Raw genomic sequence first — 15,454 nt, 5'->3', positions numbered from 1 at the left:
CCTCCGGGGCGTTCCGGTACCGTCCGGATGCATGGACACGCAGGGCGGAATCACCGTGCAAAGGGCGCTTGAACTGCCGGGACTCCGCAGCGGGCTCCCGGAGGTGATGGCGGGCGCCGACCGGCTCAACAGGACCGTGCGCTGGGTGCACGCCGGTGAGGTCCCCAACATCGCGTCGCTGCTCAAGGGCGGCGAGCTGCTGCTGACGACGGGGCTGGGGCTCGGCACCCGCCCTGCGGAGCAGCGCGCTTTCGTACGGAAGCTGGCCGACCGGGGCATCGCCGCGCTCGTCGTCGAACTGGGGCCGCGGTTCAGCCGGTTGCCCTCGACGCTGGTGGAGACCGCGCGGGCGGCCGGTCTTCCGCTGGTGCAGCTGCACCGCGAGGTGCCGTTCGTATCCGTCACCGAAGAGGTCCACACCGAGATCGTCAACGGGCACTACACACTGCTCAGGCGCGCCGAGGAGGTGCACCGGCGCTGCACGGAGGCGCTCCTCGGCGGCGGCGGGGTGCCGCAGGTGCTGGGCATTCTGGCGGACTTCACCGCCAACCCCGTCTTCCTGGAGACCGCCGACGGGCAGCTGCTGTACGCGGCCGGGCCCTCGGCCGAGGACCCCGGCGCCGACCCGCTCCAGGTGTGGGAGGGGCTGCGCGGCCAGCGCGAGGCACGCGATGCGGGGCCGCCCGCGAACGGAGTGCTGGTGGACGTGCCGGGCGGCGGCCACGGGGCAGGTTCGGTGCGGGCCAGGCTGGTGCTGCTCGGGGTGGCCCGTCCGCTGCTGCCGGTGCACCGGATGGCGGCGGAGCGGGCCGCGGACATACTGGCCGTCGTCCTGATGCAGGCGCGTCAGGAGGAGGAGCTGGCGGCGCGCGGGCGCGGCGACTTCCTGACCGACCTGGCGCAGGGCCGCATCTCGGCGGACGACGCGCCCGCGCAGGCCCGGGTGCTGGGCTTCAAGCCGGGCGAGGGCCCGCTGCTGCCGGTGGTGATGCGGCTGGCCGCCGAGCTGTCGCCGTCCGGGAACTGGGCGGTTCTGGCGCGGGCCGTGCTGGAGGAGCTGGCCTCGGTGGGGGTGCCGGTGCTGCTCGGCGTACGCCCGGTGGAGGGGCGGGTTCCGCTGCTGCTCGGGCTGCGTACGGAGTCGGAGCGCACCGCGGTCGCCGACCGGGTCGCGGCGGCGTTGCGGGCCGGTGTGGAACGCGCAGGACTCGGCCGGGCGGGCGCGCACCCGCCGGTCGTGGTGGTCGGTGTCGCGGGCGGCTGGGCTGCGGCGTCGGCGGGGCTGCGGCACGCGGCGGAGACGGCGACGGCGGCACAGGGGCTGCACGACCTGCCCTGGTACGACGCACGGCGCCTCGACATCGACCTGCTGCTGTGGCGGCTGCGGGACCATCCGGACCTGGCGGCGTTCGTGGACCGGGCGATCGGCCCGCTGCGCGACCACGACCGCGCGTCCCGGCCGCCGCTGCTGCCCACACTGGAGACGTACCTCGCGCACGCGGGACGCAAGGCGGAGACGGCCCGCGAGCTGCACCTCAACCGGCAGACCCTCTACAACCGGCTCGCCCGGATCTCGGAGCTGCTCGGCACCGACCTGGACGACCCGCAGACGGTACTGGCACTGAGCCTGGCACTACGGGCGCGGCGGCACGCCTCATAGAGGCGCCCCCACAGGGGCGCGGGCCTGTGGGGGACATGCGGCTCCGCCGCGTGGGCGCGACCAGCCACAACGCACCCGCAGGAATCTGACGGCTCCTATCCCTGCCCCGTCAACTCGTCGTAGACGCTCAGCACCTGGGCGACCGTCTCGTCCTCCGTCGGCCAGGTGGCCGCCTGCCGCAGCCCCGCCTCGGCGAGCTCCGCACGGCGCTCCGGGTCGTCGAGCAGCCCGAGGAGCGTGCTTGCGAGGGCCTCGGCGTCTCCGTACGGTACGAACTCGGCGGCGTCACCGACCAGTTCGGGGATTCCCCCCACCCGGGTGGCCACCAGCGGCACCCCGGCGCGCAGTGCCTCCTGGGCGAGCACCGAGCGCGCCTCCCACCGGCTGGGCAGCACGGCGACGTCGGCGGCGGCGAGCAGTTCGGAGATGTCGTCGCGCCGCCCGACGAGCTGCACCGGCAGGTCCTCGGCCTCGATGCGGCGCTGGAGCGCGGCCCGCTCGCGGCCCTCTCCCGCGATGGTGAGCAGCGGGGCGGGGTCCAGGTCGCGCCAGGCGCGGGAGGCGTCCAGGAGGACGTCGTAACCCCGGTACGGGACGAGACTGCCGACCGCCATGACCAACGGGCGCCCCACCGCGCCCAGTTCCGCCTTGGCCTTGCTCTCGTGGAAGTCGTCGGGCGGGCGGGGTGCGGGCACCGTGACGGGTGCGAGGCGGGCGTCGCGGGCACCCCGGCTGCGCGCCCGGTCGACGAGGTCGGACGACGTGCCGAGGACGACGGACGCGGACCGGGCGGCCCGGCGCTCCATCAGCCGTACGACGTGGCTGCGCGCCCCCTCGGCGTGTGCCCGGGTGTGCCAGGTGACGACGAGCGGGAGGCGACCCGCGGACCGCTCTCCCGGGCGGACGCCGAGCCGTCCCGCGGACCGCCCCCCGGGTGGCATCCCGCTCACGGCGAACGCGGTGCGCACGGCGGCGTGCAGTCCGTGCGCGTGGACGACGTCCGCCCCGGCGCAGGCGGCCCGCAGGGCGGCGACGGAGACGGGGTCGCTGCGCCGGGGGACGGTCACCACGTCGGCGCCCACCTCGGCGAAGTCGTAGGTGCGCTCCAGCTCGGTGGGCGCGCACACGGTGACCCGTACGCCCCGTGCGACGAGCCCCGCGGTCAGCGACCTGACGTGGGCGCTGCTGCCCGCGCTGCCGCCGCCGAGCACCTGGACGGCGCGGAGCGGCGACTGTCCGTACGACGGGGGCGGGGTGCTGCTCACTGTGGTGGGTGCTCCTGAGTGGATGTCTCCGCTGCACTCCTGGTGCAACTCCTGGCGCGACTTCTGCTGCGCCTGCGCGCATTACGGCGCCAAGGATGCCAGTCCTCCGGACTGTTGGGGCACCACAAGTGCCCCGGCCCCGTCACTTCATGCCTGCTACCACCCGCACGAGTGATCGCCCGTTCAGGAAGCTCCCGCCGCGCGGCTGATCCTGTCACCGCAGGCGGCAGCGACGGTCAGCGCGACGGCGTGCAGGGCGAGTCCGGTCCGGCCGTTGCCCGCGGCGACCGCCGCGCCGAGTCCGGCGCCGAGCGCGTGGGCCCCGGTGTCGCCGAGCATCGTGCGCCTCTTGAGGTCGTCCTCCAGGACGGCTGCCGCGGCTCCCACGGGCGCTGCGGCGAGCACTCCCGCCGCGCCGCCCTTCAGCAGGCCGGGCGCCCCGAGGGCGAGGACCGTCCCGACCGCCCTCCCGGGCCGTACGTCCACCAGGTTCACGAAGTGCGCGGTGCCCGCGACGACCACGCCCGCCAGCACCTTGTCGACCGGCTTCTCCTTGAGGAGCGAGCCCGCCACGAGACCTGCCGCGCCGATGCCCAGCAGCTTGACCGCGCCGCTGGTGACCTCGCCCCGCCGCAGGGCGCTCAGGTGTGCGCGGAAACCGCGCCTGGGGTCGTTCCGCCCCACCATGTCGTCGTACGCCCCGCAGCCCCCGGCAGCGAGCACCGCGAGCGCCGTGGCCGCCCGCACGCGTCCGGGCAGCACCGGGGAGGCGAGGACCGCGGCGGTGCTCCCGAGAGCGGTGGCGGGCCCTGCGTACAGGTCGACCACCCCACCCTCGAAGTTCTTCCGCTCCCAGAGAGCGGCCTCCCCCGGCGGCCACCGCCGCATCGCCTTCTGCACACAGAGGGTCGCCCCAACTGCCCCCAGAATCCCGGACACCCGACCAGCGACCCCACCCTGACCTGCGCTCATGCACCCCACCCTACGCAGAGCCCCGACAGGGGCGCGGGGCTCTGCCGGACGTGCGGCTCCGCCGCGTGGGCGCGCCCGGCCCCCACCGGCCCGCGGCACAACGACCCACCCGCCCCGCGTCGCGCGGAGCGCTACGCATCGGCCCGTGCCGTCGCCAGCAACTCCTCCGCATGCGCCCGCGCCGTCTCCGAGTCCTCCTGGCCGGCCAGCATCCGGGACAGCTCCCGCACCCGGTCCTCGCCCTCCAGGACGGTGACGCCACTCCTGGTCACCGACCCGTCGTGGGTCTTCTCCACCAGCAGCTGCCGGTCCGCAAAGGCCGCCACCTGCGGCAGGTGCGTCACGACGACGACCTGCGCGGACTTCGCGAGCTTCGCGAGCCGCCTGCCGACCTCGACGGCCGCCTTGCCGCCGACGCCCGCGTCGACCTCGTCGAAGAGGTACGTGGGAACGGGGTCGGACCCGGCGAAGACGACCTCGACCGCGAGCATCACGCGCGACAGTTCACCGCCGGAGGCGCCCTTGCCGATCGGCCGCGGGTGCGCGCCGGGGTGCGGGGCGAGCAGCAGCTCGACCTCGTCGGCGCCCGAGGAGCCGTACGTGACGAGGCGGCCACCGACCTCGATGCCCCGCTCGGGGTCCTCGGTCTGCCGGATGTCGATCGTCACGCGGGCGTGCGGCATGGCGAGGGAGGCCAGTTCGGCGGTCACCGCGTCGGCGAACCGCGCCGCGGCCTCCGTACGGGCGTCGGTCAACGCCTGGGCCAGGGTGGACAGTTCGCCGCGCAGGACGTCACGCTCGGCCGTCAGTTCGCCGAGCCGGTCGTCGTCGCCGTCCAGCTCGGTGAGGCGGGCCGCGCCCTCCTCGGCCCAGGCGAGCACGGCGTCGATGTCCGACCCGTACTTGCGGGTGAGCTGGGTGAGGGCGGCCCTGCGCTCCTCGACCACGGAGAGCCGCACCGGGTCGGCGTCCAGGTGGTCGGCGTATCCGGCGAGCTCGCCCGCCACGTCGCCGAGCAGGATGCCGATCTCGCCGATGCGCTCGGCGAGGACCGCCAGCGCCGGGTCGTGGGCGCGGACGGCCTCGACGGCCCGGTGGGCGCCGGCGACCAGGGTGTTCGCGTCGACGCCCTCGGGGTCCTCGGGATTGCCCGCCAGCGCGGCGTGCGCGAGGGCCGCGGCGGAGGCGAGCGACTCGGCGTGCCCGAGCCGTTCGGCCTCGGCGGCGAGCTCGGCGTCCTCCCCCTCCAGGGGCTCGACAGCGGCGATCTCCTCCAGGCCGAAGCGCAGCAGATCTGCTTCCTGGGCGCGCTCACGGGCACGGGTGGTGATCTCGTCCAGTTCGGCCGAGACGGCTTTGAGGCGGCGGTAGGCGGTCGTGTACTTGGCGTGCGGCACGGCGACGGCGTCGCCCGCGTACCGGTCGAGGGCCTTGCGCTGCCGGGACGGCCGCAGCAGCCCCTGCTGGTCGGTCTGCCCGTGCACGGCGACGAGGTCGTCGGCGAGTTCGGCCAGCAGCCCCACCGGGACCGACCGCCCGCCGAGGTGGGCGCGCGAACGCCCCTCGGCAGAAACCGTCCTGCTGACGAGCAGCGTTCCGTCGTCGAGCTCCGCCCCCGCCTCCGCGGCCCGTACGGCGGCCGGGTCGCCGGGGCGCATCGTGAGCCGCCCCTCCACCACTGCCGCCTTGGCCCCGAGCCGTACCAGGGCAGGGTCGGCCCGGCCTCCGAGCAGCAGCCCGAGACTGGTGACGACCATGGTCTTGCCCGCTCCGGTCTCGCCGGTCACCGCCGTGAAACCGGGTGACAGCTCGACCACAGCGTCGTCGATGACTCCGAGCGACCGTATCCGCATCTCCTCCAACACGGACACGACCTTACGAGGTCCTGAGCCCGGTGTGCGACGGCCCCCGTCCGGCGCGCTCCCCCCGGACCGCCCGGACCCTGCGGAAAACCCCAGCTTGAAAACTGCAGCCTGCTTCATGGTGCGCGCCTGCCCCACCCGCCAGTCTTGACCCATGGGAACAGGACTCGCACGATCTGCACTTCGCGGCCACCGCCCGGCCTTCGTGGGCACGGCGGTGGCGGTGCTCTTCGCCGCGACGGTGGTGAGCGCGGCGACGACGATGATGTCGGTGACGGGCGCCGAGGGAGTTTCCGCCGAGGTGGGTGACATGGCGGTCGTCCTGTTGATCGGGTCCATCTACATGTCGATTTTCGTCGTGGCGTCGACGATGGGCACGGCCGTGGCCCAGCAGCACCGGGAGCTCGCCCTGGTCCGTACGATCGGCGCCCGCCCTCGTCAGGTGCGCCGTGCGGTCGTCGTGCAGGCGGTGGCGGCGGCCGTCCCCGCGGCGCTGGCCGGATGCGCGCTGGGGGCGCTGCTCGCCCGCCCCTGGTTCGACGGGATGCAGGCGTACGGCCTGATACCCGGCGGGACGGTGCTGCGCTTCAGCTGGGTGTCGCTGCCGGTCTGCCTGGGCGTGGCCATGGTGACCTCGGCAGCCGCCGCTCTGCTGTCCTGCGTCAGGTTCTCGCTGCTCCGCCCCGCGCGGGCGCTGGGCGAGGCGACGGCGGGCCGCAGGGGCCTCGGGTGGCTGCGGACCCTGCTGGGGCTGGTCGCGGTGGCGGGCGGCTCCGTGCTCTCCGTGGCGCTGACGAAGGCGGCGTCCGACAAGGCCGGTCAGGCGTCGTTCCTGGTCCTGCTGCTGTTCTGCGTCGGGGCGGGGCTGCTCGGGCCGCGGATCGTGGGCCCGGCGGCGTGGTTGGTGTCCGCGCCCGTCCGGCGGTTCGGCGGCAGCGCAAGGCTGGCGATGCTCAATGTGCGCGCGCAGCCGCGCCGGTTCGCCGCCGCCGTGGTCCCGCTCGTCCTGATGACCGGCTTCGGCCTCACCAAGATCGGCATGCGGACGACGGCCGAGCACCACCTGGGCAGCGCGGGCTCCGCGGGCGAGGTCTGGCTCGACTACGTCGGCACGGGGCTGTACGCGGGCTTCGCCGCCATCGCCGCGGCGAACACCCTCGCGATGGTCTCCTTCGAGCGCCGCCGGGAGATCGCCCTGCTGCGGGTCGTCGGCACCCTGCCGGGTCAGATCCGGGCGATGGCCCGCTGGGAGGCCGCGATCGTGGCGGGCACCGCGCTGGTTCTGGGCGGGCTGATATCCCTGGCCACGATGGCTCCGATGCTCGCCCAGGCCTTCGGCTCGCCCCTGCCGTACCTGCCCTGGCCGGTTCTGGCGTCCGTCGTCGGCGCCACCCTGCTGCTGGCCGTCCTGGCCACCGGGCTGCCGGTCCGCTCGGCGCTGCGCCGTCGCGCGATCACCGTGGTCGGCGCGACGGCGTAGCGGCCGGCGGTTGCGTCAGTGCGGCGCGCCGCGCCACCCCGCCACCGGCAGGGCGAACTTGGCGACCAGCCGGTCGGTGAACGACGCGTGGTGCAGCCGCGCCAGGCGTACGGGCACGGCCCCCCGCCTGACCTCCACCCTCGCACCCGAAGGGAGTTCGACGGTCCGCCGCCCGTCGCACCACAGCACCCCGTGGGGAGTGTGCGGCTGGACCTCGACGGCGAGGACCGAATTCGGCGACGTCACGAGCGGCTTCGCGAACAGGGCGTGCGCACTGATCGGCACCATCAGCAGCGCCTCCACCTCGGGCCAGACCACGGGCCCACCGGCCGAGAAGGCGTAGGCGGTGGAGCCGGTCGGCGTCGCGCACACGATGCCGTCACAGCCGAACCCGGTGACCGGACGCCCGTCGATCTCCAGGACGACTTCGAGCATCCGCTCGGGCGAGACCTTCTGGACGGCGGCCTCGTTGAGCGCCCAGTCCCGGTGGACGACGTTCCCGTTGTTGTGCACGAGGACGTCGAGCGTCATCCGCTCCTCGACCTCGTACGCCCGTGTGACGACCCGGTCCACGACCTTGTCCAGGTCGTCGCGCTCGGCCTCGGCGAGAAAGCCGACCCGGCCGAGGTTGACGCCGAGCATCGGCACCCCGGACGCGCGGGCGATCTCCGCGCCGCGCAGCAGCGTCCCGTCGCCGCCCAGCACGATCAGCAGCTCACAGCCGTCGAGCACGTCGGGGGTCGCCTCGACGACGGTCTCCACGGACGACGGCAGCGGCAGATCGACCGCCTCCGACTCCAGCAGACGTACACCCAGACCACTCTTGAGCAGGCCCTCGACGACCAGTTCGGCGCTGCGGATCGCCGCTGGTCTGCCGGTGTGCGCGAGCAGGAACACGGTGCGTTCCGCGGCGGGTTCGAGCACCCGTGCCGCCTCCGTCGCACCTGACGTTCCGGTCGTCCCAGTTCTGGTCGTCCCTGTTCCGGTCACCGAGGCCCCTCCGCCACTGCACGGTCAACATCCGCCGGGTCGAGCTCAGCAGCACCGGCCCTCAGCCACAGAAAGTACTCGACGTTGCCGGAGGGCCCGGGCAGCGGACTGGCCGTCACACCCTGCACTCCGAGGCCGAGTCCCCACGCCTGCCGGGCCACGTTCCGCACGGCGTCGGCCCGCAGCTCCGGGCTGCGGACCACTCCCCCGCTGCCGAGCCGCTCCTTGCCCACCTCGAACTGAGGCTTCACCATCAGCACCAGGTCGGCGTCCGGCGCCGCGCAGCGTGCCAGCGCGGGCAGCACCAGACCCAGCGGAATGAACGACAGGTCGCCCACCACCACGTCGACCGGCACCCCGTCGATCATCTCCAGGGTCATCTCGCGCACGTTCGTACGGTCCTTGACGGTGACCCGGTCGTCGGACTGCAGCGACCACGCCAGCTGCCCGTACCCGACGTCCACCGCGACCACGTGCGCGACGCCCGCCCGCAGCAGTACGTCCGTGAACCCGCCGGTGGAGGCGCCCGCGTCCAGCGCCCGCCGCCCCTCGACCTTCAGCCCCAGCGGGGCGAAGGCGGCGAGCGCCCCGGCCAGCTTGTGCCCGCCGCGCGAGACGTAGTCGGGGTCGTCGTCGTCCTGGAGCACCACCACGGCCGCGGCCGTCTCGACCTGCGTCGCGGCCTTGCTCGCCACCGCTCCGCCGACCTTGACCCGCCCGGCGGCGATCAGCTGGCTCGCGTGCTCCCGCGAGCGGGCGAGCTTCCGGCGGACCAGCTCGGCGTCCAGGCGGCGGCGTGCCACTCCTGCCACTCTCGTTCAGCTCCTGATGTCGTACGGGGAGGCGGGGGGCGCCGGAGGTCCCGGGCGTGCGTCGAGTGCGGTCAGCGTCTCGCGCAGCCCCCGGTGTACATCCTCGTACACCTCGATGTGTCCGTCCGCCGTGAGGTGGTCGACGTCCGAAAGACGCTCCAGCCGGGCGTCCACCTCGGCGTTCCCCGTGGCTCCTCGGACGACCCCGAGCGGCGCCGGGGCGGCCGGGTCGTACGCCACCATGCCTTCGGCCTCGCCGGCTGCCTCGCCGGCTGCCTCTCCGGCTGCGGCGACGGCAGCGCCTGCGTCCGCCGCGTCGCCCGTTTCCTCTGCGTCCATGGTCACGACGCTACCCCGAAGCCCTGTCGCACGGCCTGAGGTACGGTCGGCTGTGATGGCGACCATGGAGGAGTGCCGCGCCGCACTCGACAAGCTCTCGGACAGTCTCAGCAGGTCCGACAACGACGGCGTGCGCAGCGTCGCCTCGTTCGACCGCTCGCTGAGCTGTCATCTGACCGACCTCGACCAGACCTTTACGGGCCGTTTCTCGGACGGCCGGATCAGTGTCGGGGACACCCGGCCCGGCCCGCCCCGCGAGCGCGCGCAGATCCGCCTCGCGATGACCGGTGACGACCTGGTCGCGATGGTCGAGGGCGATCTGAACTTCGCGAAGTCCTGGGCCACCGGCCGGGTGAAGCTGGAGGCCGGTTTCCGCGACCTCCTGCACCTCAGGAAGCTGCTTTAGCCCCAACGCCCTGAGCCCCGGCATCCGCCGAAGGGGCCGCTGCGGCACGGGCCTTCCGCGCCGCCGGCACCACCAGCGGAGTCCCCGTCTCCGGGTCCGCGATGACCTGGCACTTCAGCCCGAAGACCCGCTCCACCAGGTCTGCCGTGACGACGTCCGCCGGCGCTCCCTCGGCGACGACCTTCCCGTCCCGCATCGCGATCAGGTGCGTGGCGTACCGCGCCGCGTGATTCAGGTCGTGCAGTACGGCGACGAGCGTGCGCCCCTGTGTCTCGTGCAGCTCCGCGCACAGGTCGAGCACGTCGATCTGGTGCTGGATGTCGAGGAAGGTGGTCGGCTCGTCGAGGAGCAGCAGCGGCGTCTGCTGGGCGAGCGCCATCGCGATCCACACCCGCTGGCGCTGACCGCCGGACAGCTCGTCCACGTACCGCTCGGCGAGTTCGGCGACGCCCGTGGCGGCCATCGACTCGTCGACGATCCGTTCGTCGTCGGGCGACCACTGCCGCAGCAGCCCCTGGTGCGGGTAGCGGCCACGGGCCACGAGGTCGGCGACGGTGATGCCGTCCGGCGCCACCGACGACTGGGGCAGCAGCCCGAGCGTCCTGGCGACCTTCTTCGCGGGGATCGACCCGATGGCCTGCCCGTCGAGCAGCACCCGTCCCCGCGACGGCTTCAGCATCCGCGAAAGGGCCCGCAGCAGTGTCGACTTGCCGCAGGCGTTCGGGCCGACGATGACCGTGAAGGAGTGGTCCGGGATCTCGACCGAGAGGCCCTCGGCGATGACCCGCTCGTCGTAGCCGAGGGTCACCGATTCCGCGACGAGGCGCTGCATGGGCGTCGTACTCCTCTGGTTGTTCGTACTCATATCCGTCCCGCCTTGCGCTCCGTCACCAGCAGCCACAGCAGATAGCAGCCACCGACCACACCGGTCACCACGCCCACCGGCAGCTGCCGCTCGCCGAACGCCGACTGGGCCGCCCAGTCCGCGACCACCAGCAGCCCCGCGCCCATCAGCGCGGACGGCACCAGGTTCGGCCCCGGCGCCCCGGTCAGCCGCCGTGCGAGCTGCGGCGCGCTGAGCGCCACGAAGGTGATGGGGCCGGCCGCCGAGGTGGCCACGCCCATGAGCAGCACGGCGCACAGGATCAGCACGATCCTGGTCCGCTCCACGGGCACGCCCAGCGCGTACGCCGAGTCGTCGCCCATCTCCATCATGCGCAGCGCCCGCCCGTGCCCCAGCACCAGCGGGATCAGTACGAGGCAGGCGACGGCCAGCGGCACGACCTGCTCCCAGCCGCGCCCGTCGAGCGTGCCGGTGATCCACAGCACCGCCCGTGTGGCGTCCATCAGACTGGCCTTGGTCAGCAGGTACTGCATGACGGCGGTCAGCATGGCAGCCGCGCCGATGCCGACGAGCACCAGCCGGTATCCGTGCACGCCCCGCTTCCACGCGAGCAGGTACACGAGTACGCCCGTCAGCAGACAGCCCGCCAGCGCACCGCCCGCGACGGCCCAACTGCCCCCCTGGAACAGCACGATGACCACGAGCGCCCCGACCGTCGCACCCTGGCCGAAGCCGAGTACGTCGGGGCTGCCCAGCGGGTTCCTGGAGATCGACTGGAAGATCGCCCCGGACAGTCCGAGGGCCACCCCGACCAGCAGTGCGGTCAGCACCCGCGGCAGCCGCAGGTCGATGACGATGAACTCCTGGGCCGTCACGCCGTTCCCGAGCAGCGTCTGCACGACGTCGCCCGGCGTCATCGGGAAGTCTCCGCTGCCCACGAGGACCAGCAGGACGCCGACCGCGAGCGCCACCACGGCGATCGCGAGCGTCGCCACGACCGCGCGTGCGTGGAACCGCATCGACAGTCCGCTGCCGAAACGTATCGCCGCAGGCTTTCCGGGCTGCTTCCCCGTAGCTTCGGTCCGTTCCGCGGTGCTCACAGCTGCCCCATCCTCCGACGGCGTACGAGGTGGATGAAGACCGGTCCGCCGATCAGCGCGGTCACGATGCCGACCTGGAGCTCCGACGGGCGCGCCACGATCCGCCCCACCACGTCGGAGCCCAGCAGCAGTACGGGCGCGAGCACGGCCGCGTACGGCAGGATCCACCGCATGTCCGGCCCGGTGACGGCCCGTACGAGGTGCGGCACCATCAGCCCGATGAAGACGATCGGCCCGCACGCGGCGGTCGCGGCGCCGCACAGCAGCGTCACCGCGACCATGGCCAGCACGCGGGTACGGGTCAGGTGCACGCCCAGCGAGCGCGCGCTGTCCTCACCCATCTCCATCGCGTTCAACGGCCGTGCGATCGACAGTGCCAGCACGAGCCCGGCCACGATGAAGGGCCACACCTTCTCCACGACGGCCGTGTCGGCCGACGCGAGGGACCCCACGGTCCAGAACCGCAGCCGCTCCAGGGCCGCCGAGTCCAGCAGCTGTACGGCGTTGACGTATCCGAAGAGCGCGGCGGTGGCGGCGGTCCCGGCGAGCGCGAGCCGCACGGGCGTCGCCCCCCGGCTGCCCCCGAGGACGTACACCAGCGCGGACACGACCCCCGCCCCGAGGAATGCGAACCAGACATATCCCGTCAGCGACGTCACGCCGAGAAAACTGATCGCAGACACCACGGCCGCCGACGCTCCCGCGTTCACGCCCAGGATCCCGGGCTCGGCCAGTGGGTTGCGGGTGAGTCCCTGCATCACCGCACCGGCCGTGCCGAGCGCGGCGCCGGCGAGCACGCCGAGGACCGTGCGCGGAATCCGCACCTCCCTGACGATCACGTCGTCACCGGTACCGGTGTAGTCCACGAGGCCGTGCCACACGTCGCCGACCGGGATCACCTTGGCGCCGACGGCGATGCTCGCAAGCACCACCAGCACCAGAGCGCCCAGGGAAACGAGCAGCCCGACCGTGCGCACGACATTGCGCCTGCGGACGGTACGGGAAGCGGACGGAGCGGAGCCGAGCTCCACGCTCTGTTCAGGGGGCCTGTCAACCAACACGCAAGTAAGGCTAGCCTACCCTCGCCTTCCCTTGCGCCCGCCGCCTTGGGCAGCGGGGCCGCCCCCGGAGAAGGGCGGGCAAGGCGGCGGCCCCCACGCGGAGCGCCCCCTCCCACGCCCGCACACCCTCGCCCTCGCCCTCACCCCCGCACCCGCACCCGCACCCGCACCCGCACCCCAACCCTTCACCCCGCACCGAAGGACCGCTCCCGCCCTACTCCAGCCCCGCCACCTTCAACGCCTCCCCCACCTCCAGCCCGCACGCCCCGTCCCCCGCCTCGGTCCACGCCACCGCGCACAACGCCCGCAGCGCGTCCATCGGTTCGCCCTCCCCCTCCACCACAAGCGCGCCCTCGCGCGCCGAAGCGGTCCACCCGCCACAGGTGAACTCCCCTTCCCCCGCCACCACTTCCGGCTGACCCCGCAGCAACCCCCGCAGATCCGCGTCCACATACGTCGGCCGGTACTTCGCCTCCGCCGCCAGCAGTTGCGCCGCGTCCGTCACCCCGGTCAGCACCAGCAGCGAGTCGACACCCCCCGCATTCGCACCCTCGATGTCCGTGTCCAGCCGGTCCCCGACGACCAGCCCCCGCTTCGCCCCGGTCCGCAGGATCGTCTCCCGGTGCATCGGCGGCAACGGCTTTCCGGCCACCTGCGGCTCCGCGCCCGTGGCGATCCGTACGACTTCCACCGCGGCTCCGTTCCCCGGTGCGATCCCCCGCTCACTCGGAATCGTCAGGTCCGTGTTGGACGCGAACCACGGCACGCCCCGCCGGATCGCGTACGAAGCCTCCGCGAACCGGCTCCACGGCAGGTCCGGCCCGCCGTACCCCTGCGCCACCGCCACGGGCGAGTCGTCGGCGGAGTCCACCGGCACCAGCCCCCGCTCCCGCAGCGCGACCCTCAGCCCTTCCCCGCCGATCACCAACACTCTTGCCCCGTCCGGGACCTGATCGGCAATCAGGCGGGCCACCGCCTGCGCGGACGTGATGACGTCGGACGCCTCCGCAGGCACTCCGAGCTCCGTCAGATGAGCGGCCACCGCGTCCGGCGTCCGCAGCGCGTTGTTGGTCACGTACGCGAGATGCATCCCGCCGTCCCGCGCCACACCCAGCGCATCGGCCGCGTGCACGATGGCCACACCGCCCGCGTACACCACCCCGTCGAGGTCCAACAGCGCCGTGTCGTAAGCCTCGCTCAGCACTGTCCCGCTGCTGCCCGGACGGGTCCTGCTCTGCTGGTGGCTCATTCTGGTCCGCTCCTCGGTTCGCTGCTTCTCCCCCGATCATCACCCATCCCACCACCCCACTTACGATGCACCAATGAGCATCCCAGGGCCGCCCGAGGACCACGGCCTGCGAATGGTCCCCCTGCGAGGACTTCGCTATGTCCCGGAAGAGGTCGGCAGCCTGGCTGCCGTGACTTCTCCGCCGTACGACGTCGTGGTCCGCCCGGACGGCCTGCTGCACCTGGAGTCCGCGGACCCGCACAACATCGTCCGCCTGATCCTCCCGCAGGCGGACACGGCAGCGGCCCGTCACCAGCAGGCCGCGGAGACCCTCCACAGCTGGCTCGCCAAGGGCATCCTCGCCCCTGACGCCCAGCCGGCCCTCTACCTGTACGAGCAGTCCCGCGACGGTCTCCTCCAGCGCGGCATCATCGGCGCGCTCGCCCTGTCCTCCCCCGAGGAGGGTGTCGTCCTCCCCCACGAGGACGTCATGCCGCACGTCGTCGAGGACCGGGCGGCCCTGATGCGCGCCACCGCCGCCAACCTGGAACCCCTCCTTCTCACCTACCGCAGCGGCCCCGGCCCCTCCGGCACCACGGACACCATCGACCGCACGGCCGCCGGCCCCCCTCTCCTCTCCACCACCACCGAGGACGGCTTCCACCACCGCCTGTGGTCGATCACCGACCCGGCCGAGATCGCCACGGTGACCACGGACCTCTCCCACCACCAGGCCCTCATCGCCGACGGCCACCACCGCTGGGCGACGTACCTGCGCCTCAAAGAGGAGCACGGCGGCGCCCCCAGCCCCTGGGACTACGGTCTGGTCCTCCTCGTCGACACCGCCCGCTACCCCCTCCAGGTCCGCTCGATCCACCGGCTGCTGCACCGCCTCCCGGTTTCCGAGGCCCTCGCCGCGGTGGGCGATTCCTTCCGCATACGACGCCTGGACACGCCTCTCCCCGAGGCCCTCGCGGCACTCGCCGAGGCAGCGTCGTGGGGCAACGCCTTCCTCCTGGCCGGCGACGGGGCGTACCACCTCCTCGACCGCCCCGACCCCGGCCTCCTCTCCCGTACGGTCCGCGAGGACCGGCCGGAGGCCTGGCGCACCCTCGACGCGGCCGTCCTGCACGAGACCCTCCTCGCCCACGTCTGGCACGTCCCGGACGCTCCGGAGGACATCGCGTACATCCACGACACGGAAGCAGCCGTCGAGCAGGCCGAACGTCACCACGCCACGGCTGTCCTCATGCACCCCGTCCGCGAGGAGGTCGTCCGCGACCTGGCCCGCCAGGGCGTCACGATGCCCCGCAAGTCGACGTCCTTCGGCCCGAAACCGGCCACCGGCCTGGTCCTGCGCAGCCTCGACGTCGGCTGACCTCCCCACCCGGCACCTGAACGCAAAAAGAGGGCGGCACCCCGGAAACCCGGGGTG

14 protein-coding genes are annotated in these 15,454 nt (G+C 73.3%); 4 read left to right on the top strand and 10 right to left on the bottom strand.

The genetic code is table 11. From position 1 onward, the window contains the following. Positions 1 to 31: 31 nt before the first annotated feature. Positions 32 to 1,660 carry a PucR family transcriptional regulator gene (locus tag ACWGIG_RS26865; RefSeq protein ID WP_453324248.1) on the top strand — a complete coding sequence of 543 codons (1,629 nt, stop codon included), beginning with the start codon at positions 32 to 34 and terminating at the stop codon, positions 1,658 to 1,660. A gap of 95 nt (positions 1,661 to 1,755) precedes the next feature. Here ACWGIG_RS26865 and ACWGIG_RS26860 read toward each other — a convergent pair whose 3' ends face one another. From ACWGIG_RS26860 to recN, 3 genes are all read right to left on the bottom strand, one after another. Continuing rightward, positions 1,756 to 2,925 carry a glycosyltransferase family 4 protein gene (locus ACWGIG_RS26860; protein ID WP_453324244.1) on the bottom strand — a complete coding sequence of 390 codons (1,170 nt, stop codon included), beginning with the start codon at positions 2,923 to 2,925 and terminating at the stop codon, positions 1,756 to 1,758. 183 nt (positions 2,926 to 3,108) lie between these two features. Then, positions 3,109 to 3,897 (bottom strand): hypothetical protein, encoded by a 789-nt coding sequence (locus ACWGIG_RS26855; RefSeq protein ID WP_453324243.1) that lies wholly within the window; start codon positions 3,895 to 3,897, stop codon positions 3,109 to 3,111. Positions 3,898 to 4,028: 131 nt separating this feature from the next. Then, a complete protein-coding gene (recN, locus tag ACWGIG_RS26850) occupies positions 4,029 to 5,750 on the bottom strand; it encodes a DNA repair protein RecN (protein WP_453324247.1) in 1,722 nt (573 codons plus the stop codon). A 163-nt stretch (positions 5,751 to 5,913) separates the two neighbouring features. Between recN and ACWGIG_RS26845 the strand changes: the two genes are divergently transcribed. After that, a complete protein-coding gene (locus tag ACWGIG_RS26845; RefSeq protein WP_453324242.1) occupies positions 5,914 to 7,239 on the top strand; it encodes an FtsX-like permease family protein in 1,326 nt (441 codons plus the stop codon). A 15-nt stretch (positions 7,240 to 7,254) separates the two neighbouring features. Here ACWGIG_RS26845 and ACWGIG_RS26840 read toward each other — a convergent pair whose 3' ends face one another. The 3 genes from ACWGIG_RS26840 to ACWGIG_RS26830 all read right to left on the bottom strand — a co-directional run bounded on the left by ACWGIG_RS26840 (position 7,255) and on the right by ACWGIG_RS26830 (position 9,380). Continuing rightward, complete coding sequence (locus tag ACWGIG_RS26840; RefSeq protein ID WP_398420281.1) at positions 7,255 to 8,163, bottom strand: NAD kinase; 909 nt, start codon at positions 8,161 to 8,163, stop codon at positions 7,255 to 7,257. Positions 8,164 to 8,225: 62 nt separating this feature from the next. Beyond that, positions 8,226 to 9,041 carry a TlyA family RNA methyltransferase gene (locus ACWGIG_RS26835; protein ID WP_453324241.1) on the bottom strand — a complete coding sequence of 272 codons (816 nt, stop codon included), beginning with the start codon at positions 9,039 to 9,041 and terminating at the stop codon, positions 8,226 to 8,228. 6 nt (positions 9,042 to 9,047) lie between these two features. Beyond that, positions 9,048 to 9,380 (bottom strand): hypothetical protein, encoded by a 333-nt coding sequence (locus ACWGIG_RS26830; RefSeq protein WP_453324240.1) that lies wholly within the window; start codon positions 9,378 to 9,380, stop codon positions 9,048 to 9,050. A gap of 55 nt (positions 9,381 to 9,435) precedes the next feature. Between ACWGIG_RS26830 and ACWGIG_RS26825 the strand changes: the two genes are divergently transcribed. Continuing rightward, positions 9,436 to 9,786 (top strand): SCP2 sterol-binding domain-containing protein, encoded by a 351-nt coding sequence (locus ACWGIG_RS26825; protein ID WP_453324239.1) that lies wholly within the window; start codon positions 9,436 to 9,438, stop codon positions 9,784 to 9,786. Here the strand turns inward: ACWGIG_RS26825 and ACWGIG_RS26820 are convergent. The 4 genes from ACWGIG_RS26820 to ACWGIG_RS26805 form a co-directional block, all read right to left on the bottom strand. After that, on the bottom strand, positions 9,770 to 10,618 hold the full coding sequence (locus ACWGIG_RS26820) for an ABC transporter ATP-binding protein (RefSeq protein WP_453324238.1): 849 nt from the start codon (positions 10,616 to 10,618) through the stop codon (positions 9,770 to 9,772). The two genes, ACWGIG_RS26825 and ACWGIG_RS26820, sit on opposite strands and share 17 nt — an antisense overlap. Positions 10,619 to 10,647: 29 nt before the next feature. Next, entirely contained in the window at positions 10,648 to 11,649 is a 1,002-nt protein-coding gene (locus tag ACWGIG_RS26815) for a FecCD family ABC transporter permease (protein ID WP_453324246.1), read from the bottom strand. Positions 11,650 to 11,726: 77 nt separating this feature from the next. Then, a complete protein-coding gene (locus tag ACWGIG_RS26810; protein ID WP_453324245.1) occupies positions 11,727 to 12,707 on the bottom strand; it encodes a FecCD family ABC transporter permease in 981 nt (326 codons plus the stop codon). Positions 12,708 to 13,005: 298 nt separating this feature from the next. Beyond that, complete coding sequence (locus ACWGIG_RS26805) at positions 13,006 to 14,040, bottom strand: HAD hydrolase-like protein (RefSeq protein WP_453324237.1); 1,035 nt, start codon at positions 14,038 to 14,040, stop codon at positions 13,006 to 13,008. 73 nt (positions 14,041 to 14,113) lie between these two features. Here ACWGIG_RS26805 and ACWGIG_RS26800 point away from each other — a divergent pair, with 73 nt between their 5' ends. Further along, the gene (locus ACWGIG_RS26800) at positions 14,114 to 15,397 is read left to right on the top strand and encodes a DUF1015 domain-containing protein (RefSeq protein WP_453324236.1); all 1,284 of its coding nucleotides are present in this window, start codon (positions 14,114 to 14,116) and stop codon (positions 15,395 to 15,397) included. Positions 15,398 to 15,454: the final 57 nt, after the last annotated feature.

The organism is Streptomyces sp. NPDC054863 (assembly GCF_053610825.1).
The sequence above is the reverse complement of the archived record's forward strand: the minus strand, read 5'-3'. Positions and strand labels throughout refer to the sequence as shown.